The 25253-nt window shown below is 73.7% G+C and carries 23 protein-coding genes and 1 pseudogene; 15 read left to right on the top strand and 9 right to left on the bottom strand.

The window, feature by feature from the left end:
• The first annotated feature begins 27 nt into the window (after positions 1 to 27).
• The 5 genes and pseudogenes from Q1K26_RS25125 (at position 28) to Q1K26_RS25145 (ending at position 2173) form a co-directional block, all read left to right on the top strand.
• Positions 28 to 369: a metalloregulator ArsR/SmtB family transcription factor gene (locus tag Q1K26_RS25125; protein WP_300018025.1), complete on the top strand. Its 342-nt coding sequence runs from the start codon at positions 28 to 30 to the stop codon at positions 367 to 369.
• Positions 370 to 393: 24 nt separating this feature from the next.
• Positions 394 to 888 carry an SRPBCC family protein gene (locus tag Q1K26_RS25130; RefSeq protein WP_300018028.1) on the top strand — a complete coding sequence of 165 codons (495 nt, stop codon included), beginning with the start codon at positions 394 to 396 and terminating at the stop codon, positions 886 to 888.
• On the top strand, positions 885 to 1505 hold the full coding sequence (locus Q1K26_RS25135) for a dihydrofolate reductase family protein (protein ID WP_300018031.1): 621 nt from the start codon (positions 885 to 887) through the stop codon (positions 1503 to 1505). The genes Q1K26_RS25130 and Q1K26_RS25135 overlap by 4 nt, the downstream gene beginning before the upstream one ends.
• A 56-nt stretch (positions 1506 to 1561) precedes the next feature.
• A pseudogene (locus tag Q1K26_RS25140) lies at positions 1562 to 1810 on the top strand (dihydrofolate reductase family protein); the annotation flags it as partial.
• Between the two features lie 159 nt (positions 1811 to 1969).
• Entirely contained in the window at positions 1970 to 2173 is a 204-nt protein-coding gene (locus tag Q1K26_RS25145) for a DUF2283 domain-containing protein (RefSeq protein ID WP_300018034.1), read from the top strand.
• Between the two features lie 127 nt (positions 2174 to 2300).
• On the opposite strand, the gene Q1K26_RS25150 is transcribed toward Q1K26_RS25145, so the two are convergent.
• A complete protein-coding gene (locus Q1K26_RS25150) occupies positions 2301 to 2921 on the bottom strand; it encodes an XRE family transcriptional regulator (protein ID WP_300018037.1) in 621 nt (206 codons plus the stop codon).
• 95 nt (positions 2922 to 3016) lie between these two features.
• On the opposite strand from Q1K26_RS25150, the gene Q1K26_RS25155 reads away from it, so the two are divergent.
• Positions 3017 to 3844 (top strand): DMT family transporter, encoded by an 828-nt coding sequence (locus tag Q1K26_RS25155; RefSeq protein ID WP_300018040.1) that lies wholly within the window; start codon positions 3017 to 3019, stop codon positions 3842 to 3844.
• Here the strand turns inward: Q1K26_RS25155 and Q1K26_RS25160 are convergent.
• Positions 3841 to 5343, bottom strand: a complete 1503-nt coding sequence (locus Q1K26_RS25160) for a phospholipid carrier-dependent glycosyltransferase (protein ID WP_300018435.1) — start codon at positions 5341 to 5343, stop codon at positions 3841 to 3843. The genes Q1K26_RS25155 and Q1K26_RS25160 overlap by 4 nt on opposite strands.
• A gap of 128 nt (positions 5344 to 5471) precedes the next feature.
• Here Q1K26_RS25160 and rsmI point away from each other — a divergent pair, with 128 nt between their 5' ends.
• The gene (gene rsmI / locus Q1K26_RS25165) at positions 5472 to 6332 is read left to right on the top strand and encodes a 16S rRNA (cytidine(1402)-2'-O)-methyltransferase (RefSeq protein ID WP_300018043.1); all 861 of its coding nucleotides are present in this window, start codon (positions 5472 to 5474) and stop codon (positions 6330 to 6332) included.
• 96 nt (positions 6333 to 6428) lie between these two features.
• Here the strand turns inward: rsmI and Q1K26_RS25170 are convergent, their stop codons facing one another.
• Both Q1K26_RS25170 and Q1K26_RS25175 read right to left on the bottom strand, forming a co-directional pair.
• Positions 6429 to 7625, bottom strand: a complete 1197-nt coding sequence (locus Q1K26_RS25170) for a cation:proton antiporter (RefSeq protein ID WP_300018046.1) — start codon at positions 7623 to 7625, stop codon at positions 6429 to 6431.
• On the bottom strand, positions 7553 to 8188 hold the full coding sequence (locus Q1K26_RS25175) for a maleylpyruvate isomerase family mycothiol-dependent enzyme (RefSeq protein WP_300018049.1): 636 nt from the start codon (positions 8186 to 8188) through the stop codon (positions 7553 to 7555). The genes Q1K26_RS25170 and Q1K26_RS25175 overlap by 73 nt, the downstream gene beginning before the upstream one ends.
• Before the next feature lie 267 nt (positions 8189 to 8455).
• On the opposite strand from Q1K26_RS25175, the gene Q1K26_RS25180 reads away from it, so the two are divergent.
• A complete protein-coding gene (locus Q1K26_RS25180; protein WP_300018052.1) occupies positions 8456 to 10633 on the top strand; it encodes a glutamine synthetase III in 2178 nt (725 codons plus the stop codon).
• Positions 10634 to 10675: 42 nt separating this feature from the next.
• On the opposite strand, the gene Q1K26_RS25185 is transcribed toward Q1K26_RS25180, so the two are convergent.
• From Q1K26_RS25185 to Q1K26_RS25195, 3 genes are all read right to left on the bottom strand, one after another.
• Complete coding sequence (locus Q1K26_RS25185) at positions 10676 to 12772, bottom strand: iron ABC transporter permease (RefSeq protein WP_300018055.1); 2097 nt, start codon at positions 12770 to 12772, stop codon at positions 10676 to 10678.
• A gap of 1 nt (position 12773) precedes the next feature.
• The gene (locus tag Q1K26_RS25190) at positions 12774 to 13529 is read right to left on the bottom strand and encodes an ABC transporter substrate-binding protein (RefSeq protein ID WP_300018058.1); all 756 of its coding nucleotides are present in this window, start codon (positions 13527 to 13529) and stop codon (positions 12774 to 12776) included.
• A 229-nt stretch (positions 13530 to 13758) separates the two neighbouring features.
• On the bottom strand, positions 13759 to 14577 hold the full coding sequence (locus Q1K26_RS25195) for an ABC transporter ATP-binding protein (protein WP_300018060.1): 819 nt from the start codon (positions 14575 to 14577) through the stop codon (positions 13759 to 13761).
• A 91-nt stretch (positions 14578 to 14668) separates the two neighbouring features.
• On the opposite strand from Q1K26_RS25195, the gene metG reads away from it, so the two are divergent.
• The 7 genes from metG to Q1K26_RS25230 all read left to right on the top strand — a co-directional run bounded on the left by metG (position 14669) and on the right by Q1K26_RS25230 (position 23477).
• On the top strand, positions 14669 to 16459 hold the full coding sequence (metG, locus tag Q1K26_RS25200; protein WP_300018063.1) for a methionine--tRNA ligase: 1791 nt from the start codon (positions 14669 to 14671) through the stop codon (positions 16457 to 16459).
• Positions 16460 to 16529: 70 nt separating this feature from the next.
• Positions 16530 to 17411: a TatD family hydrolase gene (locus Q1K26_RS25205; RefSeq protein WP_300018066.1), complete on the top strand. Its 882-nt coding sequence runs from the start codon at positions 16530 to 16532 to the stop codon at positions 17409 to 17411.
• A 211-nt stretch (positions 17412 to 17622) separates the two neighbouring features.
• Positions 17623 to 19179, top strand: a complete 1557-nt coding sequence (locus Q1K26_RS25210) for a resuscitation-promoting factor (RefSeq protein ID WP_300018069.1) — start codon at positions 17623 to 17625, stop codon at positions 19177 to 19179.
• 52 nt (positions 19180 to 19231) lie between these two features.
• The gene (rsmA, locus tag Q1K26_RS25215; RefSeq protein WP_300018072.1) at positions 19232 to 20080 is read left to right on the top strand and encodes a 16S rRNA (adenine(1518)-N(6)/adenine(1519)-N(6))-dimethyltransferase RsmA; all 849 of its coding nucleotides are present in this window, start codon (positions 19232 to 19234) and stop codon (positions 20078 to 20080) included.
• A gap of 62 nt (positions 20081 to 20142) precedes the next feature.
• The gene (locus tag Q1K26_RS25220; protein WP_300018075.1) at positions 20143 to 20682 is read left to right on the top strand and encodes a hypothetical protein; all 540 of its coding nucleotides are present in this window, start codon (positions 20143 to 20145) and stop codon (positions 20680 to 20682) included.
• A 36-nt stretch (positions 20683 to 20718) separates the two neighbouring features.
• Positions 20719 to 21681 carry a 4-(cytidine 5'-diphospho)-2-C-methyl-D-erythritol kinase gene (locus Q1K26_RS25225; RefSeq protein ID WP_300018078.1) on the top strand — a complete coding sequence of 321 codons (963 nt, stop codon included), beginning with the start codon at positions 20719 to 20721 and terminating at the stop codon, positions 21679 to 21681.
• Positions 21681 to 23477 (top strand): ABC-F family ATP-binding cassette domain-containing protein, encoded by a 1797-nt coding sequence (locus Q1K26_RS25230; protein WP_300018081.1) that lies wholly within the window; start codon positions 21681 to 21683, stop codon positions 23475 to 23477. The genes Q1K26_RS25225 and Q1K26_RS25230 overlap by 1 nt, the downstream gene beginning before the upstream one ends.
• 25 nt (positions 23478 to 23502) lie before the next feature.
• Here the strand turns inward: Q1K26_RS25230 and Q1K26_RS25235 are convergent, their stop codons facing one another.
• Together Q1K26_RS25235 and Q1K26_RS25240 are read right to left on the bottom strand one after the other, a co-directional pair.
• Positions 23503 to 24267, bottom strand: a complete 765-nt coding sequence (locus Q1K26_RS25235) for an ABC transporter permease (protein ID WP_300018084.1) — start codon at positions 24265 to 24267, stop codon at positions 23503 to 23505.
• Positions 24264 to 25247 (bottom strand): ATP-binding cassette domain-containing protein, encoded by a 984-nt coding sequence (locus Q1K26_RS25240; RefSeq protein WP_300018087.1) that lies wholly within the window; start codon positions 25245 to 25247, stop codon positions 24264 to 24266. Before Q1K26_RS25240 ends, Q1K26_RS25235 begins: the two co-directional genes overlap by 4 nt.
• Positions 25248 to 25253 lie beyond the last annotated feature (6 nt).

The following is a 25253-nucleotide window of genomic DNA, read 5'->3' on the forward strand; positions in this document are numbered from 1 at the left end:
TTCCCATATCGGCATATGGTAGCGCCCATGGCACGAGCCGCCACGACGTCGGACGTCTTCAACGCGATCGCCGAGCCGCAGCGCCGGCAGATCCTGGTCCTGCTCCGGGCGGGTGAGCGACCGGTGACCGAGCTGGCCCAGGAGCTGGGGATGACCCAGCCGGGGGCGTCGAAGCACCTGCGGGTGCTCCGGGAGGTCGGGCTCGTGCGGGACCGCAGGGCGGGCAAGCAGCGTCTGTACGGCCTGGACGCCCACGGGCTGCGGCCGGTCCACGAGTGGACCGGCGGGTTCGAGCGGTTCTGGAACGAGAGCTTCGACCGGCTGGACGCGTACGTGCAGGACCTCACACAGGCGAAGCAGGAGGGGTGACCGATGGCAGGGGCAGGACGGGTCGTGACAGGACGGGACGGGCCGGTGACGGCCGACCGCGAGATCGTGATCACCCGGGTCATCGGCGCCCCGCGGGAGCTGGTGTTCGAGGCGTTCACCGAGGTCCGGCACCTGTCGCGGTGGTGGGGCCCGGACGGGTTCACCACCACCACGCGGGCGTTCGAGTTCCGCGTCGGCGGGGAGTGGGACTTCGTGATGCACGGACCGGACGGGACGGACTATCAGGAGTGGATCTCCTGGACCGAGATCGCCCCACCGGAACGGATCGCGCTGGTGCACGGTGAGTCCCGCGACGACCCGAACGCCTTCGAGTCGGTCCTGACGTTCGCACCGGACGGCGGGGGGACCCGGATCGAGATGCGCACGGTGTTCCCCACCCGGGAGCTGCGCGACGAGGCGGTCGAGCGCTACCACGCGATCGAGGGGGGCCGGCAGACCCTGGGCAACCTCGCTGCCTACGTCACCGGGACCGCCCGGTCGGGGGCCGTGGACCGATGACCGGGAAGGTGTTCTTCAGCGTGTCGATGTCGCTGGACGGCTTCATCGCCCCCGGGTCCCTCTCCGAGCTGATGGGGCAGCAGTGGATGGAGCTGCAGCAGTGGGTGTTCCCGACGCGGTTCTTCCGGGAGAACCTGGGGCTCGGCGAGGGCGGTGAGGACGGGCGCGACGACGACATCCTGCGGGAGACGTTCGAACGCACCGGCGCGAGCGTGATGGGCAGGCGCATGTTCGACGCAGGCGAGCGGATGTGGCCGGAGGAGGCACCGTTCCACACGCCGGTCTTCGTCGTGACACACGGGAGGCGCGACCCGTGGGAGCGGCCGGGCGGGACCACCTTCCACTTCGTCGACGACGGCATCGAGGCCGCGCTCGACCGGGCCCGCGAGGCCGCAGGCGACCGGGACGTCCGCATCGCGGGCGGCGGTGCGACGATCCTGGAGTACGTGAACGCCGGCCTGGTCGACGAGTTCTCGATCGCGCTCTCACCTGTGCTCTTCGGCTCCGGGATCCGCCTGTTCGACGGCGTGGACGCGGGCCGCGTGACCCTGGAGCCGGTCCACGCGGAGCCGACGCAGCGGGTGACCCACCTGACCTACGCCGTCCGGGAGCGGTGACGCCGATGAGTTCGCGACTCCCGCCGGAGCAGGCGGCCACCTCCCTCGCCTCCGACCTCATGGAGGCCGTCACCGGGGCGCGGCCTGCCGCGGGCGGGAAGAAGCTGGAGATCCTCGGGGCCGACGTGGCCGGCCAGTGCCTGAGGCGAGGGCTCGTGGACGAGATCCTGGTGTACGTCCTGCCGATGCTGCTCGGGGACGGCGTCCGCTTCTCGACCCCGGGCCTCGGCAGGATCGACCTGGAACCGTTCGGCAACACGCAGTCGGGTCCGGTGACGATGCTCCGCCTCCGCGTGCGGAGATAGGTCACCCGCGTTCCGGAGGTGGTGACGCCTGTGCCGGCCCGGGCGGGGATGTCGGCCGCCACTCTCGGGCCGGGTGGCCCGGGAGGTGGAGACCGTCACCGGGGCGCTCAGTTGCGGAGCGGTACTGCGTGGCGTGGCCGGTTCCGCGATGATAGGCGGATGCGCATCACGTGGGACCGGAGTGCCGACGCCGCCTACCTCCACCTCACAGCGGCCGAGCTGACCCCGGGTCGCGACACCGTTGACGTCGACGGTTCGGTGCTGCTCGACCGCAAGGACGGCAGGCTCGTCGGCATCGAGGTGCTGAACGCCTCGGCGCTGCTGCCTCCCGACCTGCTCGCCGAGGCCGAGACCCCGGCCTGAACCGGGCGGCAGCCTCGATCGGCACCTCGGCCGGGACAGGTCGTCGGGATCAGACGACGTCGCTGGTCCACTTCATCACCGGCGCTGCCCCAACCACGCCGAGGCGATGGGCCGGGCGTGCGGTGGGTCACCCCTCCGGAGTCTCGGCTTCGGCGATGTTCGTCGGGGCCACCAGGCCCGCGTCCCCGGGCTGGAGCACCACCATCACGAAGCGGACCGGTCCGTCGCCCGCGTGCGCGTAGCGGTGTGGCGCGTGCGCCTGGAACATCACCGTGTCGCCCGCGTCCAGCTGCTGCTCGCTCGCCCCGACCCGCAGGCCCAGGCGCCCCGACAGCACCGACAGCACCTCCTGGGTCCCCATCGGGTGCGCCTCGCCGTCGAAGCCGTCACCGGGCTGCAGGGTCCAGTCCCACAGCTCGACGACGTCGGGGGGGTCGGTGCCGATCAGGAAGACCGCGCTGCTGCCGGCCGCGCTGCTCCACAGCCGGGCCGCCTCGGCGCCGCGCCGCACGACCACCCGCGGCGCGGCGTCGCCGTCGACCAGGGACGTGACGCCGACGCGCAGCGCGGCAGCCAGGCCGACGAGGGTGCCGATGCTCGGGTTCCCGCGCGCCGTCTCGATCTGGATGACGGTGCCGCGGCTGACCCCGGAGGCCGCCGCGAGGGCGTCGATGGTCATGCGGCGCTGCTGGCGCAGGGCGCGGACGTTGCGCCCGACCGCGGCGGCCACGTCGTCGGAGGACTGCATGCGGTCATTATTGCGTACAGATGTGTTCAGTTCGCTGTACTGTTCAGATTATTGGTCGCGTGAGTACGTTCTGCTGCACTACGCCGGAGGCGTCGATGTCCGTGCCCGTCGCCCTGCCCTCCGCCCTCGCCTACGGCGTGGCCGACTTCGCAGGCGGGCTCGCCACCCGCCGCGTGCCCGTGGTGTCGGTGACGGCCGGGGCCCAGGCCGTCGGGCTGCTGGTGCTGCTCCCCGCGATGTGGCTGCTGCCCGGCGGGGCGTCACTGCCCGCTGTGGGCTACGGGGCGCTCGCCGGGGTCGCGGGAGCGAGCGGGTTGCTGCTGTACCTGAAGGGCCTCGCGGTCGGGCCGATGGGCGTGGTGGCACCGCTGTCGGCCGTGGTCGGGGCCGGGCTCCCGCTGGTCGTCGGCCTGGTGGGTGGCGAGCGGCTCGGGCCGGTGACCGGGCTGGGGCTCGCGGTGGCCCTGGCCGCGATCGTCCTCGCCACCGCAGGCACCCGCGACGCGGTGGCCGTGCGCGGAATCCTGCTGGGCCTCGGTGCGGGCGTCGGGTTCGGGATGTTCTTCGTGGGACTCGACGCCACCCCGCCGGGATCCGGCCTGTGGCCGCTGCTGGCCGGGCGCGTCGTGTCGGTCACGCTGCTGGTGGTGCTGCTGCTCGTGACGCGCGTGCCGATCCTCGGTTCGGTCGCCGGGGCGAGTGGGCTCGTCGTCGTCAGCGGGGTGTTCGACTCCCTGGCCAACGTGCTGTTCCTGCTGGCCACGCGCCTGGGCGACCTCGCGGTCAGCGCCGTGCTCGTCTCGCTCTACCCGGTGGTTGTGGTGGTGCTGGCGCGGATCGTGCTGGGCGAGCGACTCACCGTGGCGCAGTTCGCCGGTGCCGGGCTGGCCCTGACCGCGAGCGTGCTACTGGCGTCGAGCTAGCTCCTGGCGCGCCAGGACGGCAGCCACAGCTGCGCGTCCCACATCTCCTGCGTGATCGGCATGCCGTTCAGGATCGGCCAGAGCCACACGAAGTTGGCGACGACCAGCCCCACCCACAGCCCGACCAGCAGCACCCCGGTCTGGCGGCGCTCGCGCGGGGCGTCGGCCCGGCCGAGGATCTCCCCCATCAGCAGGACCGTGCCCAGCACCAGGAACGGCACCACCGGGGTCATGTAGAAGAAGTACATCTGGCGGTCGATGTTGACCAGCCACGGCAGGACCCCGGCGCCGTATCCGACGAGGACCGCGCCGTGGCGCCAGTCGGCGCGGGTGGCGACCCGCCAGAGCGCGAACCCCAGGACCCCGAACGCGGGCCACCACAGGGCCGGGGTGCCGACCAGCATCACGGCGCTGACGCAGTCACCCGTCCCGCAGCCGGTGACCTGATCGCCGGAGGAGAAGTAGTAGAGCATCGGGCGCAACCCCATCGGCCACGTCCACGGCTTGGACTCCCACGGGTGCTCGTTGTCCGGGGTCGAGACCAGGCCCGAGTGGAAGTCGAGCACCTCACCGCTGTAGAAGGCCAGCGCCCGCAGCGCGCCGGGCAGGAACGCCGGACCCGCCCCCTCGTAGCGGTCGATCGCGGTCTCGCTGCCGAACCAGGCCCACCAGCCGGCCAGGTAGGCGAGGACCGGGACCAGCGCCAGCGCCCACACCGCCGGCGCGAGATCGCGCCGGATCGTGCCCAGCCACGGCCGCTGCACCCCGGCCGCGCGGCGCGCGCCCAGGTCCCACACGAGCGCCAGCACGGCGAATGCGGCCAGCCAGTACACGCCCGACCACTTGACGGCACACCCGAGCCCGAGCAGCACCCCGGTGGCCAGGCGCCACCACCGCCAGCCCCATCGGGGCCCGAACGGCGTGTCACCCACCCGGCCCTGCGCGACGACGACGGCCATCCGCGCGCGCACGTCGTCGCGGTCGCGCACGAGCGTGGCGAACGCGGCGAGCACGAACAGCGCGGCGAACGCGTCGAGCATGCCCATCCGGGACTGCACGTGCGACAGGCCGTCGCAGATCAGCAGCACCCCCGCGATGGCGCCGAGCAGCGTGGAACGGGTGAGCCGCCGCCCGACCCGCACGATGAGCAGGACCGACAGCGTGCCGGCCAGCGCGGCCGCGGCCCGCCAGCCGAAGCCGTCGTAGCCGAACATCAGCTCGCCCAGGGCGATGAGCTGCTTGCCCAGCGGCGGGTGCACGATCAGCTCGAAGCCCGGGTTGTCCTCGACGCCGCCGTTGCGCAGCATCTGCCAGGCCTGCGGCACGTAGTGCTTCTCGTCGAAGACCGGGGTGCCGCCGTCGGTGATCCGGCCGAGGTCGGTGAACCGCACGACGCCCGCGACCACCGCGAGCACGACCGCGACGACCCAGCCGCGGACCCGGTCGGTGGGCGGGGGCGGGCCGAGGTGCGCGACGGTGACGGGCGCGGCCGGCGCCAGCGGCGGTTCGGGGCCCACCGGCCGGTGGCCGCCCACGGGTGCGGAGTCCGGGTCGACGCGCACGGTCGCCACCCGGGGGCGGTCGACGACGGAGCGGTCGGTCACCGTGGAGATCGTAGTGTGGTCCCATGCCGAGCGCCCTCGATCTGCCCGCGCCCGGACGGCTGGTGGTCGCCGCCACCCCCCTCGGCGACTCCCGCGACGCCTCCGCCCGCCTGCTCGACGCGCTGGCAACGGCCGACGTCATCGCCGCGGAGGACACCCGGCGGCTGCGCTCGCTCGCCGCGGCGCTCGGCGTCACCGTCACCGGGAAGGTGCTGAGCCACTACGACGCCGTGGAGGTCGCGAAGCTGCCCGGCCTGCTCTCCGACGTGCGCGACGGGCGCACCGTCCTGCTCGTGTCCGACGCGGGGATGCCCGCGGTGTCCGATCCGGGCTACCGCCTCGTCGCGGCCGCGGCGGCGGAGGGACTGCCGGTGACGTGCCTGCCCGGGCCGTCGGCCGTGACCACCGCGCTGGTGCTCTCCGGGCTGCCCGTCGAGCGGTTCTGCTTCGAGGGGTTCGCGCCCCGGCGCTCCGCGGAGCGACGCCGCTGGCTGGCGGCGCTGCTGGCCGAGCCGCGGGCCACGGTGTTCTTCGAGTCGCCGCACCGGCTGGCCGACACCCTCGCCGACGCCGTCGCCGTACTGGGCGCCGGGCGCCGGGCCGCGGTCTGCCGGGAGCTGACCAAGAAGCACGAGGAGGTGCTGCGCGGCCCGCTCTCGGAACTCGCGGACTGGGCGGCCGAGGGTCCGGTGCGCGGCGAGATCACCGTGGTGCTCGCCGGCGCGGCACCCACGGAGGCCCCGGCCGTGGAGTCCCTGGTCGGCGCGGTCGAGGAGCGGGTGGCCGACGGCGAGCGCCTGAAGGACGCCGTGGCCGCGGTCGCCCAGGCGACCGGTGTCGCGAAACGCGACCTGTACGAGGCGACCCTGACCGCCCGCCCCTGACCCGCTGCCCCCGGGTTGCAGTGGGGTGGCTTCACTCCGGCCTGGCTGCAGTGGAGCCACACCACTGCGACTCCTCCGGCGGGGAAGTGGGGCGGGTCAGGTGCCGGCTGTGGGGACGGCCGCCGTGCGCGGGCCGGCTGTGCCGCGCAGCCGCCGCGCCACGGGTTCCACGACACGCGCGGCCACCGGGCCGATGATGGCCATGAGCAGCACGTACGTGGTGGCCAGGGCGGCCAGCCGCCCGTCCACCGCGGCGTAGCCGACCGCCAGCCCGGCGATGACGATGGAGAACTCGCCGCGGGCCACCAGCGCGGCCCCGGCCCGGGCACGGCCGAGCGGTCCGATGCCCACCTGGCGGGCTGCCCACCAGCCCGTCGCGATCTTGGTCAGGGTGGTGGAGACGGCGAGCACGACGGCCCAGCCCAGCATCGGCGGGATCGTCGCCGGGTCGGTGTTGAGCCCGAAGACCACGAAGAACACCGCGGCGAACAGGTCGCGCAGCGGTTCCAGGAGCTTGGTGGCGTTCTCCGCGGTGGAGCCGGAGATGGCGATGCCGAGCAGGAACGCCCCGACCGCCGCGGAGACCTGCATGGCCTGCGCGAACCCGGCGACGAGCAGCGCGAGCCCGAGCACCTTGAGCAGGAACACCTCGCGGTCCGGGGAGTCGACCAGCGCCGAGACGTAGCGCCCGTAGCGCAGCGCCACCAGCAGCACGACGGCGAGCACCGCCACCGACACCCCGACGGCGGTGAGCCCGCCGATCAGGGACACCCCGACCAGCACCGCGACCAGGATCGGCAGGTAGACGGCCATGACGAGGTCCTCGAACACGAGGATCGACAGCACCACCGGGGTCTCCCGGTTGCCGAGCCGGCCCAGGTCGGAGAGCACCTTGGCCACGATCCCGGACGAGGAGATGTAGGTGACGCCGCCGAGCACGAGCGCCCCCACGGGGCCCCAGCCCAGCACCAGCGCGACGGCGACCCCGGGAGCGGCGTTGAGCACGATGTCGAGCAGCCCGGCCGTCCAGGAGCGGCGCAGCCCCGTGACGAGCTCGGCCGCGGAGTACTCCAGCCCGAGCAGCAGGAGCAGCAGCACGACGCCGACCTCGCCGGCCAGCGTCGTGAACTCCTCGATGCCGCCGAGCGGGATGAGCCCGCCGTTGCCGAAGGCCAGGCCGCCGAGCAGGTAGAGCGGGATCGGGGACAGCCCTTGGGGTGCTACTCCCGCACCGCGGCCAGGCGGGTCACCGCCTCGCCGTCGAGCCGCTCGGCCCGCACCCGACGCCCGCACAGCACCAGCAGCAGGTCCTGGGCGCGGCCCCGGACGACGTCGCCCACGCCGTGGGACCACTCCACGTCGGTCGCCCGCAGCTCGATCCCGGTCAGGTCGACGCCGAAGAAGGCCACCTGCTCGCGCCGCATCCCGGCCAGCACCATGGCGACCCGCTGCGGCGACGCGCGGTCGTCCATGCCCAACGCCGCGGCGACGTCCAGTCCGTGGATCACGTCGTGGGACAGCGCTCCGACCGGGCCACCGCCCGGCGGCGCCCACGGGTGCTCGATGTTGTCGCGCAACGACGACAGCAGCTGCTCCGGGGTCAGGTCCGCGGCGTCCCTGCGCGCCCGGCGGTCGGCCATGCGATCGAAGTTCCCACGCGCCCTGACCAGCTCGAGCACCACCCGCGGCACCGAGTAGCGGAACGGCATTGTCGTGTGGGCGAGCACCGTGTGCACGCTCCACCCGGCGCACAGGCTGGGCGCACCCCACTGGGCCTCGGTCAGCGACGCGTACAGCGCGACCTGCGCCTCCCGTTCGGCGGCCACCGCCGCACGGATCTCCGGCTCAACGACCATGACTTCCCCCACGAGGATCGGTGTCGCGGCCCGGTACCGCGACCGTCACGGTTCATGACGTCGACGCGGCGGCCGACTCATCGGTGCACCGCGAATCCGGGGCCGCCGGGGGCGGGCGGCATCGCGGCGTGATCGGGAACAACACGGGGAATTGACCGGGCGCGACACAGCGTGACGTGCACGCAACACGCCCGGCACCGCGCGTTCGTAGCGTCGACCGGCCGAGCTCCAACCGGTGGAGCGCCGTACTGGTCGAGAGGTCGGAACATGAGTGGACACGCCGTTCGCCTGCAGGCGATCAAGGACGTCGAGGCGCATCTCCCCCCGTCCCACGGCTTCGCCGTCGGCGAGGCGCCGGGCCAGGTGTTCGGCGAGAACGTCTTCAACCGGGCGGTGATGCAGAAGCGGCTGCCGAAGTCGATCTTCCGGTCGGTCATGGCGACGGTCGAGAACGGGGCGCGGCTGGACCCGCTCGTCGCCGACGCCGTGGCGTCCGCGATGAAGGACTGGGCGCTGGAGAAGGGCGCCACGCACTACGCGCACGTGTTCTACCCGCTCACCGGCCGCACCGCGGAGAAGCACGACAGCTTCCTCGAACCGGTGTCCGACGGGTCGGCGCTCGCCGAGTTCGCCGGCAAGACCCTCGTGCAGGGCGAGCCGGACGCCTCCAGCTTCCCCAGCGGCGGGCTGCGCAACACGTTCGAGGCCCGCGGCTACACCGGATGGGACGTGACCAGCCCGGCGTACGTCCTGGAGGGCCGATGTGGCAACACCCTGTGCATCCCGACGGTGTTCGTGTCGATGACCGGAGAGGCGCTGGACCACAAGACCCCGCTGCTGCGGTCCCAGCAGGCGATGGGTGTGCACGCCGGACGGTTGCTGCGGCTGTTCGGCCACACCGACCCCGGCCACGTCGTGTCCTTCTGCGGCCCCGAGCAGGAGTACTTCCTCGTCGACCGGCACTTCTTCCTGGCCCGCCCCGATCTGCTCAACACCGGGCGCACGCTGTTCGGCGCGAAGCCGCCCAAGGGCCAGGAGTTCGACGACCACTACTTCGGCGCCATCCCCGAGCGGGTCCTGGGCTTCATGATGGACGCCGAGCGGGAGCTGTTCCGGCTCGGCATCCCGGCGAAGACACGGCACAACGAGGTCGCGCCCGGGCAGTTCGAGATCGCGCCGATGTTCGAGCGGGCCAACGTCGCCGCCGACCACCAGCAGCTGCTGATGACCATCCTGAAGACCGTCGCGAAGAAGCACGGCATGGAGTGCCTGTTCCACGAGAAGCCCTTCGAGGGCGTCAACGGGTCGGGCAAGCACGTCAACTTCTCTCTCGGCAACGCCGATCTGGGCAGCCTGCTCGTCCCCGGTGACACCCCGCACGAGAACGCCCAGTTCCTGGTGTTCTGCGCGGCCGTGATCCGCGCGGTGCACCAGTACGCGGGCCTGCTGCGGGCGTCGGTGGCCTCGGCGACCAACGACCACCGGCTCGGGGCCAACGAGGCGCCACCCGCGATCATCTCGATCTTCCTGGGTGACCAGCTCGCCGACGTGTTCGAGCAGATCGCCGAGGGCCGCGCCACGTCGTCGAAGAGCAAGGGCCAGATGGTGATCGGAGTCGACACGCTGCCGGTGCTGCCGACCGATCCCGGCGACCGCAACCGGACCAGCCCGTTCGCCTTCACCGGCAACCGGTTCGAGTTCCGCGCCCCGGGCTCGATGCAGACCGTCGCCGTCCCGATGGTCACCATCAACACGATCATGGCCGAGGCGCTGGACCACTGCGCCACGGAGCTGGAGACCGCGGTCCGGGCCGGCGCCGACTTCGACACCGCGGTGCAGGACCTGCTCACCGAGATCATCGCCACGCACGGGGCCGTCGTCTTCAACGGCGACGGCTACTCCGACAAGTGGCAGGTGGAGGCGGCCGAGCGCGGGCTGCCGAACCTGCGCACCACGCTCGACGCGCTGCCCGAGCTGGTCTCGGAACCCGCCGTGGAGCTGTTCGAGCGCTACGACGTGTTCAGCCGTCGCGAGATGCACAGCCGCTACGAGGTCGGCCTGGAGCAGTACGCGCTGACCATCGGGGTCGAGGCCCGGATCACCCTCGAGCTGGGCGCCACCCAGGTCCTGCCCGCCGCGGTCCGGCACCAGACGGAGCTGGCGACGAACCTGGGCGCGCTCCGGTCGGCGGGCGTGGACGCCGACGCGTCGTCGCTGGCGGAGGTGACGGTCCCGCTCACCGAGCTCCGGGCCGCCCTGGCCACGCTCCGGGGCGCCCTCGCGGCCGAGCCGGGCGACACCGCGCTCGCCGAGGCCGAGCACGCCCGCGACGAACTGCTGCCCGCGATGGCCGCCGTCCGCGCGGCGGCCGACGTGCTCGAAGGGGTCGTCGCCGACGACCTCTGGCCGCTGCCGACCTACCAGGAGATGCTGTTCATCCTGTGAGCCGGGGTCGACCCGTGAGCCGGGGTCGACCGGTGAGCCGGGTCATCCGGTGAGCCGGGCGCGGGAGCGCCAGAGCAGCCACACGAAGTACGGCGTGCCGATCAGCGAGGTGAGCAGGCCCGCCGGCAGCTGGGCCGGGGCGATGACCGTCCGGCCCAGCACGTCGGCGAGGCACACCAGCACCGCCCCGAGCAGCATCGCCACCGGGACGACGCGGGCGTGCCGCGAGCCGACCAGCGCGCGGGCGGCGTGCGGGGCGACCAGGCCGACGAACGCGATCACCCCGACCGCGGCCACGGCGGCGGCGGTGAGCAGCGCGGCCACGGTCAGCAGGGCCAGCCGGGTGCGGCCCAGCGCGATGCCCAGCACCCGCGGCGTGTCGTCGTCGAGCGCCATGAGGTCGAGCTCCTCGCGGGCGCGGGCGAGCAGCACGGTGGCGAGCACGAGCGCGACCAGCACCGGCACGAGCTGACCGAACGTGCGGCCGTAGGTGGATCCCGACAGCCAGGTCAGCGCCTTGGTCGCGTTGAACGGGTCGGTCTGGACGATGAGGACGGTGATCAGCGACAGCGTCCCGTAGGAGACGCCGACGCCGATCAGCACCAGCCGGTCGGTCGCCAGGCCGCCGCGGGCGGCCAGGCCGAACACCAGGGCGCACGCGACCAGCGCCCCGGCCGCGGTGACCCCGGCCAGCGCCCAGGTGCCGACGGTGGGCACCAGCGTGATCGCCGCGACGGCCGCCAGCCCGGCCCCACCGCTGACGCCGAGCAGGCCCGGCTCGGCGAGCGGGTTGCGGCACACCGCCTGCACCGCGGTCCCGGCCAGGGCCAGCGCGGCTCCGGCGAGCAGCGCCGCCAGCACCCGCGGCACCCGGGTGTCGAGCACGAACGTGGTGACCCGGCCGCCGCGCCCGGCGAGCCAGTTGACGACGTCGCCGCCGAGCAGGGTGGCGTCGCCGAGCAGCAGCGCCCCCGCCGTGACACCCGCGGTGACCACCACCAGCACCGCCACGACGACGGCGAACGCGCGCCGGTCGCGCAGCCGCGCCGACCGCACCGACGGGGCCTGGCGGGTCGGTCCGGAGTCGCGGAACCGCTGGGCCAGCAGCACCAGCACGACCGCGCCGAACACCGTGGTGACGACCCCCGTGGGCACCTCCACCCCGGCCTGTCCGCCGAGGGCGGCGCGCACGACGACGTCGGCGCCGAGCACGACCGCGACGCCGGCCAGCGCCGAGAACGGCACGAGCACCCGGTGCCGGTGCATCCCCGGCACCAGCGGCGCGACGATCCGCACGACCGCGGGCGCGCACAGCCCGACGAAACCGATCGGGCCGGTCACGGTGACCGCGGCGGCGGCCAGCAGCACCGCCAGCACCACGACGACCGCCCGGGTGCGGCGCACCGGCACGCCGAGCACGGCGGCGGTGTCGTCGCCCAGGCCGAGCACGTCCAGGCGCCGCCCGAGCAGGACCAGCGCCCCGATCCCGAGCGCCACCACCGGCGCGGCCTGCCCGACCGCGGACAGCCCGGTCTGGGCCAGCGACCCGCTGCCCCAGGCGTAGAGCCCGGTGGTCTCCTGCGCGAACAGCAGCAGCAGCACGGTGGTCAGCGAGTAGAGGGCCAGCGAGACCGCCGACCCGGCCAGCACCAGCCGGGTCGGCGCCGAGCCGCCGCCCGCGGACAGGGCCAGTACCAGGCCGGCCGCGGCCAGCCCACCGGCGAACGCCAGCAGCCCGGAGGCGTAGAACGGCAGGCTCACCCCCGCCGCCGCCACCACGACCACCGCCAGGTGCGCGCCGGCGTTGACCCCCAGCGTGTCCGGCGCGGCCAGGGAGTTGCGCGCGATCGACTGCAGTGCCGCCCCGGCCGCCCCCAGCGCCGCCCCGACGACGAGCCCGGCCAGCAGCCGCGGCATCCGCGAGGCGACGACCACGGCCGCGGCCTGGTCGGTGCCGCCGCCGGTGAGCAGCGCCCACAGGTCTCCCGCCGCCACCGCGGCCGTGCCCTGGGTGAGGTGCGCCGCCGCGAGCGCGACGACCAGGGCCGTGCCCCCGACGGCGGCACCGGTGACCCGCAACGGGCGGGCCGGTGCGGCGGCGGGGACCGCCGTCGCGGGGGCCGGCGGGGAGAGCGTCACGTCAGCCGGTCACCGCGGCGACGACGGCGTCGACGTAGGCCTGCATCGACACCGGCCCGCCGAACATCCAGATGCCGTCGGGCAGCCGCGTGACGTTGCCCGCCTGGACGAAGGGCAGCGACTCCCATACCGCGTTGCCGGTGAGCGCCTCGCTGATCGGATCGGGAGTGACCGCGGCGTTGTCGTAATAGAGGTACTCCACGTCGCCCAGCGCGGTCAGCCCCTCGACGTCGGTGGAGGCCAGGCCGTAGTCGGGGTCGCCCTCGATCGTCCACGCGCTGGGCAGCCCGATCTCCGCGGCCACCGCCCCGGCCAGCGAGTCACCGGTGAACGGCCGGATCGTCAGCCGGCCGTCGACGATGTAGGCGTCGGAGAACGCCATCGGCCGCCCGGCCAGCCCGGCGGCCGCGATCGCGTCGGCGCCCGCGGTGAGAGCGGCGTCGAAGTCGGCCAGCACGGCCGTCGCGGCGTCCTGCGTGCCGGTGGCCTGCGCGACCAGGTCGACGTTGGTGCGCATCTGCCCGATCGGGTCCGAGGCGTCCGCCGAGCGCACGATGAGCACCGGCGCGATAGTCTCCAACTGCGCGATCGCGGAGTCGGGCAGGTCGGTGGTGCCGACCACGAGATCGGGATCCAGCGCGGCGATCGACTCCACGCTGGGCTCCCCGCGCACCCCCACGTCGGTGACGTCGCCGGTCAGCGGCGCGGACTGCACCCAGTTCCCGTAGCCCTCGACGTCGGCGACACCGACCGGCATCACGCCGAGCGAGACCAGGTGCTCGACGACGTTCCACTCCAGCCCGACGGTGCGCTCGGCCGGACCCTCCAGTACGACCTCCTGCCCGCGGGCGTCGGTGACCGTGACCTGCTCGCCCGCCGGGTCGCGGCATCGGGGGCCGCGGCTTGCTCGGTCGTGCCGCAGGCGGCCAGCGCCAGCGCCGCCGCCGCCGCGAGCAGCGGCCAGGACCAGTTCCGGGTGGTGCGTCTCATCGCATCGCCTTTCGTTCCGTGTGCCGGCCGATCGGCCGGGTGCGCAGGGCCCCGGTGGCGGGGTCGTGGTCGATCTCCACGCGGATGCCGTAGGCCTCCGACAGCAGCTCGGTGGTGAGGACGTCCGCTGGCGAGCCGGCGGCGCGCACGCGGCCCTCGGCGAGCAGCGCGATCTCGTCGGCGACGGCCGCGGCGTGGTCGAGGTCGTGCAGGACCACCCCGACCGCCACGCCGTCGTCGTCGGCGAGGTCGCGCAGCAGGTCGAGGATCTCCACCTGGTAGCGCAGATCGAGGTGGTTGGTGGGCTCGTCCAGGAGCAGGACGCCGGTGTCCTGGGCCAGGCAGCCGGCCAGCCAGACGCGCTGGAGCTGCCCACCCGACAGCTCGTCGACGGGCCGCTCGGCGAGGTCGAGGATCCGGGTGACCGTCATCGCGCGATCGACCGCGGCGGTGCCGGTCGGGTCGGCCCCACGCCAGCGGCCTCGGTAGGGGTGACGACCGAAGCCGACGACGTCGCGCACCGACAGGCCGGTGGGCACGGGGCGGCTCTGGGCGAGCAGCGTGACCCGGCGGGCGAAGTCGCGGCGGGTGAGCGCGAGGGCGTCGGTGTCGTCGTCGAGCCGGATCGTCCCGCCGGAGGGGCGGTGCAGCCGGGCGAGCGCACGAAGGAGCGTGGACTTGCCACTGCCGTTCGGCCCGACGAGCGCGCTGATCCGGCCGGGGGCCAGCCGCACGCTGGCGCCGTGCACGACCGGGACGCCGTGGTAGCCCAGATGGAGGTCGAGGCCCTGCAGGGTGGACCTGTCGGTGTGCACGGCTCAGGATAGCCACACCTATATGAGTGAAGGAAACCCTGACGGGAGCGCGGCCGAAAGTCGGTCACCCCACGGGCATACGCTGGTCACCATGAGTACCCCCGTGCTGACCGCCGTGGCGTGGCCCTACGCCAACGGTCCCCGGCACATCGGCCACGTCTCCGGCTTCGGTGTGCCCTCCGACGTCTTCTCCCGCTACCGGCGGATGGTCGGCGACCGGGTGCTCATGGTCTCGGGCACCGACGAGCACGGCACCCCGATCCAGGTGCAGGCCGACGCCGAGGGGCTCACCCCGCGCCAGCTCGCCGACAAGTACAACCGCGTGATCGTGGAGGACCTGCAGGGGCTGGGGCTGTCCTACGACCTGTTCACGCGCACGACCACGAGCAACCACTACGAGGTCGTCCAGCAGCTGTTCCTCGCGCTGCACCGCAACGGGTACGTGTTCACGAAGAAGGCGATGGGCGCGATCAGCCCGTCGACCGGCCGGACGCTGCCCGACCGCTACGTCGAGGGCACCTGCCCGATCTGCGGCTACGAGCACGCCCGCGGCGACCAGTGCGACAACTGCGGCAACCAGCTCGACCCGGCCGACCTCAAGAACCCGCGTTCGAAGATCAACGGTGAGACGCCGGAGTTCGTCGAGACCGAGCACTTCTTCCTCGACCTGCCCGCCTTCGCCGAGTCGCTGGGCTCGTGGCTGTCCACCCGTACCGACTGGCGCCCCAACGTGCTGAAGTTCTCGGCCAACCTGGCCGCCGACCTCAAGCCGCGCGCGATCACCCGCGACCTCGACTGGGGCGTGCCGATCCCGCTCGACGGCTGGAGCGACCAGCCGATGAAGCGGCTCTACGTGTGGTTCGACGCCGTGATCGGCTACCTGTCCGCGTCGGTGGAGTGGGCGCGGCGGGGCCCGGACCCGGAGGCCTGGAAGCAGTGGTGGACCGACCCGTCGGCCCAGGCCTACTACTTCATGGGCAAGGACAACATCGTCTTCCACTCGGTGATCTGGCCCGCGCTGCTGCTGGGCCAGAACGGCGCGGGCGACCGGGGCGGGTCGCCGGGCGCGTTCGGCACGCTGAACCTGCCCGACGAGATCGTCTCCAGCGAGTTCCTGACGATGAGCGGCTCCAAGTTCTCCACCAGCCGCGGCACCGTCATCTACGTGACGGACTTCCTCGAGGAGTTCGGCCCGGACGCGCTGCGCTACTTCATCTCGGTGGCGGGCCCGGAGAACCAGGACACCGACTTCACCTGGGACGAGTTCGTCCGGCGCACGAACTTCGAGCTGGCCAACGAGTGGGGCAACCTCGTCAACCGCTCGATCTCGATGGCCCACAAGAACGTGGGCGCCATCCCGAAGCCGACCGCGCCCACCGACGCCGACGCCGAGCTGCTCGCCGCGTCGAAGGCGGGTTTCGACTCGGTGGGAGAGCTGCTGGCGCGCAACCGGTTCAAGCAGGCGTCGAGCGAGGCGATGCGGATCGTCACGCTGGCCAACCGGTACCTGAGCGACCAGGAGCCGTGGAAGCGCAAGGACGATCCCGACCGCCGCGACACGATCCTGCACACCGCGCTGCAGGTCGTGCAGGACGCCAACACGCTGCTCACGCCGTTCCTGCCGCACTCCGCGCAGCAGGTGCACGAGGCGCTGGGCGGCACCGGGGTGTGGGCGGCGCAGCCGGAGGTCCGGGAGGTCGCCGAGCTCGGCGAGGGCCCCGCGTACCCGGTCCTGACTGGCGACTACGCCGGCGAGCAGGCGAGGTGGGCGAGCACCCCGGTCGAGATCGGCCGCCCCCTGCAGAAGCCCAGTCCGATCTTCCGGAAGCTGGCCCCGGAACTGGGCGAGACGGGCCCGGACTGGGCCCCGATCGCGCCGTGACGACCCGACGAGCGGGACGCTCGTCCCATCGGTTCGTACGAGAGTCCCACTCGTCCGACGGCGGTGCGGGATGACGGCGCACGGGCGGCGGGCGGCACCCGAGCCGCCTCCGGCGCTCGGGGTGCCGACCGTCGACTCCCACACCCATCTGGACGCGTGCGGTTTCGACGACGCGGAGTCGGTGCGCGCGGCGATGGACCGGGCCGAGGCGGTCAACGTCGCGCGGGCCGTCACGATCGCCGACGACCTCGACGGCGCCCGGTTCGCCGTGCGGGCCGCGCACTGGGACCCCCGCGTCGCCGCCGCGGTGGCGCTGCACCCCACGCGGACCGCCTCCGTCACCGACGACGAGCGCGCGGAGATCGAACGCCTCGCCACGGATCCGCGGGTGGTCGCCGTCGGCGAGACCGGGCTGGACTACCACTGGGAGTACTCCCCGCACGACGCCCAGCAACGCGAGTTCCGCTGGCACGTCGACCTCGCGAAGCGGCTGGGCAAGCCACTGATGATCCACGACCGGGACGCCCATGCCGACGTGCTGCGCATCCTGCGCGAGGAGGGTGCGCCGGGGACGGTGGTCTTCCACTGCTTCTCCGGCGACGCGGCGATGGCGCGCGAGTGTCTCGACGCCGGCTACGTGCTCTCGTTCGCCGGGCCGGTCACCTTCACCAACGCCCGCGACCTGCACGAGGCCGCCCGGCTCGTGCCCGAGGACGCGTTCCTCGTGGAGACCGACGCACCCTTCCTCACCCCGCACCCGCACCGCGGGCGGGCCAACGAGCCCTACTGCCTGCCCTGGACCGTGCGGGGCATCGCGATGTTGCGTGGCGTGTCCGCCGAACGCGTCGCAGACGCCGCTCGGCGTAACGCCGAGCGCGTCTTCAGGCTCGACGAGCTGCCGTCGATCGCGCCGGGCGACACGCCCGCCGAGGGCGGGGCACGTTCGGCGTAGCGAACCCGCCGCTCGGCGCTCACGGTGTGTCGCAGCTCGGCAACTTCACTCACGTCCCGTTACGGTTCCGTGATCGCTGAAGCCGGGGTGGGGAACGCTCCCCAGCACAGCGGTCGCGGTGGCACGGGGCGCTCCCCCTGCTCCCCCGCCCTCGGGCCACCGCGACCGGTGATTCCTCCCCTGCCCGGGTCCGTCGTCAGTCAGGATCGGTGTGGTCGACGTTTCCGCGCGCGCGCGCCGTAGGGCCGCGCTCGCCCGGGTCGGGGATATCACCCCCGCCGGGTCCGGAGCCGACCTCTGGTTCGGATCCGCCGACACGTTCCCCGGACCGTCGAGCCCGCCCGAGGCCGATCAGGGGTGGGCGGTCGGACGGGCCGCGCGGATGCGGCTGGTCGAACCGCCCCGGATCCAGGACCTGTCCGAGTTCCCCGACCTGCCCGACATCGACGACCTCACCCGCCCGATCCCGCGCGTCGAGCCCGATGGCCTCCGTACCGGGCCGGTCCCGGTGGTTCCCGCGGCGGCGGAGCCGGGCGACGAGCCGCTGACCGCGCCGTTCGCCGCCGTGCCCGCGGGGGCCCCGCCGGCCCCGGCACCCGCCGCGGCCCCGTCCCCCGCCGCGGTCCCCGAGCAGCGCTCGGGCGGGCGTCACCGGCTGGCCGTGCGTGCCACCGTCCTCGCCGTGCTGCTCGCCCTCGTCGGCGGCGGGGCGAGCGCGCTGGCGATGGACAAGTCGGTGCTGGTCACCGTCGACGGCGAGGACCGCACGGTCCACACGTTCGCGAACGACGTCGCGGGAGCGCTCGCCGCGGCCGGGTTGACCCCGGGCCCCCAGGACCGCGTCGAACCGGCGCTGCCCACCGACCTCGCCGACGGCGACCACGTCATCCTCAACCGGGCCCGCCCGCTCACCCTGGTCGAGGGCGGCTCCGAGCGGCAGGTGTGGACCACCGCCGCATCCGTGCAGGAGGCGCTCGCCGGCCTCGGCATGACCGCCGAGCCGATCCAGATGTCGGCGTCCCCCGACGCGGTCATCCCGCTGGCCGGCTTCGCACTGGAGCTCAGCGTGCCCCGCGCCGTCACCCTCACCGACGGGCCCGCGGCGCAGGTGCCGCTGACCACCACGGCCGGCACCGTCGCCGGGTTGCTCGCCGAGCAGGGACTCGCGCTGGGCCCGGAGGACATCACCGTCCCCAGCCCGGACACCGTGCTCACCGACGGCACCGCCGTGCAGATCGTGCGCAACGGCGAGGGCGAGGTGATCGAGACCCGGGCCATCGAGCCACCGGAGGAGATCATCGAAGATCCGGAGCTGCCGCGCGGCGAGCGCGAGGTCGTCGACCCGGGCCGCCCCGGCGAGCAGACGACGGTGGTGCGCGTCTACGTCCAGAACGGCCAGGAGGTGCGTCGCGAGCAGGTGCGCGCCGGCTCGACGACACCACCGACACCGCGGATCGTCAGGGTCGGCACGAACGACGACGTGGAGCCCGAGGTGCGGGCACCCGCCGTGGGCGACGGGGGCGTCTGGGACCGGCTCGCCACGTGTGAGGCCACCGGCAACTGGTCGATCAACACCGGCAACGGCTACTACGGCGGCCTGCAGTTCGACCGCTCCACGTGGAACGCCTACGGCGGCGACCAGTACGCCGACCTGCCGCACCAGGCCAGCCGCGAGGAGCAGATCGCGGTGGCCACCCGCGTCCGCGACGACCGTGGCGGCTACGGCGCCTGGCCGGCCTGCTCGCGCAAGCTCGGCCTGCCCCGGTAGGCAACCGCGACCCGGTGGGAACCGGTCCTGCCGGGGCGGGCAGGCTTCCCGGGTGACGGACGCACGCCTGCTCGGCCCCGCGGAGGTCCGCGCGCTCGCCGAGGAGCTGGGGATCCGGCCCACGAAGAAGCTCGGGCAGAACTTCGTGCACGACCCGAACACCGTGCGCCGCATCGTCCGCGCGGCCGAACTCGCCGCCGACGACGTGGTCGTCGAGGTGGGTCCCGGACTCGGCTCGCTCACCCTCGCGCTACTGCCCGCCGTCGCCGCCGTACACGCCGTGGAGATCGACCCGGTCCTCGCCGCACGACTGCCCCACACCGTCGCCGACCGGGCCCCGTCCCTGGTCGGCCGGCTCACGGTGGTGACCGGCGACGCCCTGCGCGTGCGGGCCGCTGCGCTGCCCGGGGCGACCGCGCTGGTCGCGAACCTGCCCTACAACGTCGGAGTGCCCGTGGTGCTGAACCTGCTCGCCGAGCTGCCGGGGTTGCGCCGTGGGCTGGTGATGGTGCAGGCCGAGGTGGCGGAGCGGCTCGCCGCCCCGCCCGGCAGCAGGGCCTATGGTGTGCCGAGTGCCAAGCTGGCCTGGTTCGCCGCGGCCCGGCGCGTCGGGCCGGTGCCGCGGGCGGTGTTCTGGCCGGTGCCCGGCGTCGACTCCGGGTTGCTGGCGTTCGACCGCCGCGACCCGCCGCCCGGCGACCGGGTCGCGGTCTTCGAGCTGGTCGACGCGGCTTTCGCACAGCGTCGCAAGTCCCTGCGCAGCGCCCTCGCCGGCTGGGCCGGCTCCCCGGCGGCGGCCGAGGCCGCACTGCGCGCCGCGGGCGTCGATCCGATGACCCGCGCGGAGCGGTTGGGCATCGAGGATTTTGCCCGCGTCGCCTCCGCCCGCCCCCGCACCTGAGCATGCCCCCGAGATCGTCGGTTCGGGCCCACGGCACACGCGGTGGACAGTATTCTTCGTCCATGACGTCGATGGACGAGCTGGACGCCCGGGTCACGGCACTGGAGGGCGAGGTCCGCGCCATCCGGCAGGACGCTGCGGCCGCCCGCGTGCTGGCCGGTGGCGCCGACCGCGATGTCTCGGCCATGGAGGCCACCCTGCGGGAACACACCGCCAAGCTCGACAGCCACACCGCGACGCTCGACAGCCACACCGCGACGCTCGACAGCCACACGGCGACGCTCGACAGCCACACCGCCATGCTCCGTGAGCACACCGCAATGCTCCGCGACCACACCACCACGCTCGACAGCCACACCGCCACGCTCCGTGAGCACACCGCAATGCTCCGCGACCACACCGCCACGCTCGACACGCACACCGCCAAGCTCGACGTGCACAAGTCGTTGCTGGAGTCGCTGCGCGAGACCCAGGTGGAGCAGGGGCATCGGATGGATTCGATGGAGTCGGAGATGCGGCGCGGGTTCTCCATGCTCGCCGTCGGCCAGGCCGAGATCCTGTCGCTGCTCAACCGCCCCAACGACGCCGAACCCCCGGGCTGACGGGGCACCGGGGGCACACGCACGTAGGGTTGAGCGGTGCTGTCCGCCGCCCCGCCCCCGGTCACCGTCCGGGTACCCGCCAAGATCAACCTGCATCTGGCCGTGGGGCCGCAGCGTGTCGACGGCTTCCACGACCTCGTCACGGTCTTCCACGCGGTGAGCCTGTTCGACGAGGTGACGGTCGCGGCCGGCGAGGAACCGGGGATCGAGGTGTTCGGGGAGGGCGTCACCGAGGTCCCCGCGGACGAGACGAACCTCGCCTGGCGCGCGGTGCAGCGCCTCGCCGAGCACGCCGCGCGCGACCCCGACGTCCGGCTGATGCTGCGCAAGGGGATCCCCGTCGCGGGCGGCATGGCGGGCGGCAGCGCCGACGCCGCGGCCGCGTTGGTGGGGCTCTCCGCACTGTGGAAGCTGGACCTCACCCGCGACGAGCTGGCCCCGCTGGCCGCCGACCTGGGCAGCGACGTCACGTTCGCGCTCTACGGCGGCACGGCGCTCGGCACCGGCCGGGGTGAGCAGATCATCCCGATACTGTCGCGGCACCCCCAGCACTGGGTGATCGCGCTGCATCGCGGCGGGCTGTCCACCCCGAAGGTGTTCGCCGAGCTGGACCGCCTGCGGGGCGACGCCGAGCCCGCGGCGCGCCCGGTCGAACCGGTCCTGGAGGCCGTCTCCGGCGGCGACCCCCGCCAGCTCGCGCTGTCGCTGGGCAACGACCTGCAGGCCGCGGCTGTCAGCATGGCCCCCGACCTGCGGCGCACCCTGCGGGCCGGGGTGGACGCAGGCGCGCTGGCCGGCATCGTCTCCGGGTCCGGGCCCACCTGCGCGTTCCTGTGCACCAGCGGGGACGCGGCGATCGAGGTGGCCACCGAGCTGGCCGGGCTGGGCGTGTGCCGCACGGTGCGGGTGGCACACGGCCCGGTGCCGGGAGCCCGGGTCGTCGAGCACCAGGAACCGCCCGGCGCACCGCCCACGAGCTGGCCCCCGGTGCGTGCCTGATGGCCCGCCCACAGAACCTCGTCAACCTCGAGGCCGTCACCGCCCACGTCCCCGGTGACGCCTCGCGCGTGCTGCTCGACGCCGTGTCACTCGGCGTGGAGCGCGGTGAGCGCGTGGGCGTCGTCGGGCTCAACGGCGGCGGCAAGACCACGCTGCTCGACATCATCACCGGCGAGCGCGCCCCCGACGGCGGCCGCGTGAGCCGCGTGGGCGGGCTCAACCTGGCGCACCTCGCCCAGGGCGACCGGCTCGCGCCGGGCGCCCGCGTCCGCGACGTCGTGCTGGCCCACTGGGAGGGCGCCGCGGACCACGAGTGGGCCGCCGACGCCAAGGTGCGCGACGTCCTCGACGGGCTGGGCATCGGCGATCTCGACCGGACGACCGACGGCCTGTCCGGCGGGGAGAAGCGCCGCGTGGCGCTGGCCGCGGCGCTCGTCGGCGACCCGGACCTCGTCGTCCTCGACGAACCGACCAACCACCTCGACGTCGAGGGCATCACCTGGCTCGCCGAGCACCTGCTGTCCCGGCGCTGCGGTGTCGTGGTCGTCACGCACGACCGGTGGTTCCTCGACGCGGTCTGCACCCGCACGTGGGAGGTGGCGGGCGGCAGGGTCGAGAGCTACCTCGGCGGCTATGCCGACTGGATCTACGCCCGCGCCGAGCGCACCCGGCAGGCCGACTCCGCCGAGGCCAAGCGGCAGAACCTGGCCCGCAAGGAGCTGGCGTGGCTGCGTCGCGGCCCGCCCGCGCGCACGTCCAAGCCGCGGTACCGGATCGAGGCCGCCGAGGCACTGATCGCCGACGTGCCGCCGCCGCGCAACACCGTGGAGCTGCTCGGGTTCGCCACCAACCGGCTCGGGAAGACCGTGCTGGAGCTGGAGGACGCGACGGCGCGGGTCGCCGGGCGCACGCTGCTCGACGACGTCACGTGGCGGCTGGGCCCCGGCGACCGGATCGGGATCGTCGGCGTCAACGGCTCGGGCAAGACCACGTTGCTGCGCACGCTGACCGGGGAACGTCCGCTGGAGAGCGGGCGCCTGATCACCGGCACCACCGTGCAGCTCGCCGAGCTGAGCCAGGAGCTCGTGGACCTGCCCACCGGCATGCGGGTGCTGGAGGCCACCGAGCAGGTGGCCAAGTACGTCAAGCTCGGGAAGCTGGAGCTCACGGCCAGCTCGGTGCTGGAGCGGCTCGGGTTCCCGGCGTCGCGGCAGTGGACCCCGGTCGGCGACCTCTCCGGCGGGGAGCGCAGGCGCCTGCAGCTCACCCGGCTGCTGATGGCCGAGCCCAACGTGCTGCTGCTCGACGAGCCCACCAACGACCTCGACGTGGACACCCTGGCCCGGCTGGAGGACCTGCTCGACGGCTGGGCGGGCACGCTCGTCGTCGTCAGCCACGACCGCTACCTGCTGGAACGGGCCACCGACACGGTCGTCGCGCTGTTCGGCGACGGGAAGATCACGCACCTGCCCGGCGGTATCGAGGAGTACCTGCGACGGCGGGCCCGTGCGGGCGAACAGGTCAACGGCCTCACGGCCGCGACACCGTCGGCCGCGACACCACGACCGGCCTCCAGCGCCGCCGACCAGCGCGCAGCCCGCAAGGACCTGCAGCGCATCGAGCGGCGGATGACGGCGCTCACGAAAGCCCAGGAGAAGCTGCACGCGGCGCTGGCCGAGGCGGCCACCGACCCGGATCGGCTGGCCGTCCTCGGTAAGGAACTGCACGACGTGGACGCCGAGATGGAGCAGGTGGAGCTGGACTGGCTGGCCGCCGCCGAGCTCGCCGAGGGCTGAAGCCCGACCGACGGGCGGGGGTGGGTCAGGCGTTCTCGCGTTGGAAGACGCGCACACCCCAGAACAGGGCGCCGGCCGCCAGGACCACGGCCACCGCGATGCCGACGACCGCGGTGGTGGTGAACAGGTCGCCCTGGAAGACCGCCCGCGCCGCGTCCACGACGTAGACGAACGGGTTGGCCCGCGAGAGCGCGAACAGCCACGGCGGGGCGACGGTCATCGGCAGCAGGATGCCCGAGAGCAGCAGGATCGGTAGGAAGACCGCCTGCACGATCGGCAGGAAGGCCTCCTCGCTCTTGACCTGCATCGCCAGCGCGTAGGACCCGCACGCCGCCGCGAACCCGAGCACGGCGACCAGGGCCAGCCCCACCAGCACGCCGGAGATCGGGGCCCGCAGGCCGAACGGGATCGCCAGCACCGTCAGCAGGACGCCCTGCGTGAGCAGCACCGCGGTTTCCTTGAGCGCGCGGCCCAGCAGCAGCGCGGTGCGGCTCACCGGCGTGACCTGCATCCGCTCGACCACGCCGGCCTTGAACTCGGTGAGGATGGCGAAGCCGACGAACAGCCCGCCGAACAGGCCGAGCTGGATGAGCAGCGCCGGAACCAGGACCTGCCAGGCGTCACCGGGCGGGAAGCCCGGGGTGTTCTGCACGATCGGGATCAGCAGCGGCCCGAACAGCGCCAGGTACAGGAACGGCTGCACGATCCCGATGACCACCCAGAACGGGTTGCGCAGCGACTGCTTCATCGACCGCTGGAAGATCAGCCAGGTCTCGGTGAGGACGGTCACGACGTCACCTCGGCCGGTTCCGGGACCTGCTCGCCCTGCTCGGCGTCCCGCAACGAGCGGCCGGTCAGCGTCAGGAACACGTCGTCGAGGCTGGGCCGTCGGACCTCCACCGAGGTCATCGTGACCCCCGCAGCGTCGAGCCCGCGCAGCAGCGAGGGCAGCACCGCCGCGCCGTCGGGCACGCGGACACGCACGGTCGGGCCGTCGACGACGAGCTCGGTGCCGCCCTCGAGCGCCGCGGCGAGCTCGGCGGTGCGGGCGGGGTCGGTGCTGCCGACCAGGACGAGATCGCCCGAGACCCGCCGCTTCAGCGCATCCGGCGAGCCCTCGGCGACGATCCGGCCCCGGTCGATCACGAGGATGCGGTCGCAGAGGGCGTCGGCCTCGTCGAGGTAGTGCGTGGTGAGGAACAGGGTGGTGCCGCGCTCGGCGTGCAGGCCGCGGATGTGGCCCCACAGGTTGGCGCGGCTCTGCGGGTCCAACCCGGTGGAGGGCTCGTCGAGGAACAGCAGGCCGGGCAGGTGCATCAGGCCCATGGCGATGTCGAGGCGGCGGCGCTGGCCGCCGGACAGCGTCGAGACGACGCGGGTCTCCAGGCCGGTGAGGTCGAGGTCCGCCATCAGCGAGCCCGCCCGGGCGCGGGCGTCGGCGGAGCCCATGCCGTAGAACCGGCCCTGCAGGATCAGCTCGTCGGCGACGAGGCAGTCCGGGCCCGCGCCGCCGCTCTGGCCGACGTAGCCGATCTTGCGGCGGACGCCGACGGGGTCGGCGAGCAGGTCGTGGCCCGCCACCGAGGCGGTGCCGGCGGTGGGGACGAGCAGCGTGGTGAGCATCCGGAGGGTGGTGGTCTTGCCGGCGCCGTTGGGGCCGAGGAAGCCGACCAGCTCGCCCGCCGACACGTCGATGTCGACGCCGGACACGGCCTCCACCGTGCCCTTGCGCGTGCGGAAGGTGCGGGCGAGCCCGCGTGCGTGTATCACGCGCCC

The organism is Pseudonocardia sp. (genome assembly GCF_029263155.1).
Lineage (GTDB): Bacteria > Actinomycetota > Actinomycetes > Mycobacteriales > Pseudonocardiaceae > Pseudonocardia.

Bases quoted from the DNA above. Each gene is read 5' to 3' on its own strand.
- Q1K26_RS25230 (WP_300018081.1), top strand. From the start codon at position 21,681: ATGGCCCGCCCACAGAACCTCGTCAACCTCGAGGCCGTCACCGCCCAC.
- metG (WP_300018063.1), top strand. From the start codon at position 14,669: ATGAGTACCCCCGTGCTGACCGCCGTGGCGTGGCCCTACGCCAACGGT.
- Q1K26_RS25205 (WP_300018066.1), top strand. From the start codon at position 16,530: ATGACGGCGCACGGGCGGCGGGCGGCACCCGAGCCGCCTCCGGCGCTC.
- Q1K26_RS25220 (WP_300018075.1), top strand. From the start codon at position 20,143: ATGACGTCGATGGACGAGCTGGACGCCCGGGTCACGGCACTGGAGGGC.
- Q1K26_RS25150 (WP_300018037.1), bottom strand. From the start codon at position 2,921: ATGCAGTCCTCCGACGACGTGGCCGCCGCGGTCGGGCGCAACGTCCGC.
- Q1K26_RS25190 (WP_300018058.1), bottom strand. From the start codon at position 13,529: ATGCCGGTCGGTGTCGCCGACGTCGAGGGCTACGGGAACTGGGTGCAG.
- rsmI (WP_300018043.1), top strand. From the start codon at position 5,472: ATGCCGAGCGCCCTCGATCTGCCCGCGCCCGGACGGCTGGTGGTCGCC.
- Q1K26_RS25175 (WP_300018049.1), bottom strand. From the start codon at position 8,188: ATGGTCGTTGAGCCGGAGATCCGTGCGGCGGTGGCCGCCGAACGGGAG.
- Q1K26_RS25135 (WP_300018031.1), top strand. From the start codon at position 885: ATGACCGGGAAGGTGTTCTTCAGCGTGTCGATGTCGCTGGACGGCTTC.
- Q1K26_RS25155 (WP_300018040.1), top strand. From the start codon at position 3,017: ATGTCCGTGCCCGTCGCCCTGCCCTCCGCCCTCGCCTACGGCGTGGCC.
- Q1K26_RS25125 (WP_300018025.1), top strand. From the start codon at position 28: ATGGCACGAGCCGCCACGACGTCGGACGTCTTCAACGCGATCGCCGAG.
- Q1K26_RS25145 (WP_300018034.1), top strand. From the start codon at position 1,970: ATGCGCATCACGTGGGACCGGAGTGCCGACGCCGCCTACCTCCACCTC.
- Q1K26_RS25180 (WP_300018052.1), top strand. From the start codon at position 8,456: ATGAGTGGACACGCCGTTCGCCTGCAGGCGATCAAGGACGTCGAGGCG.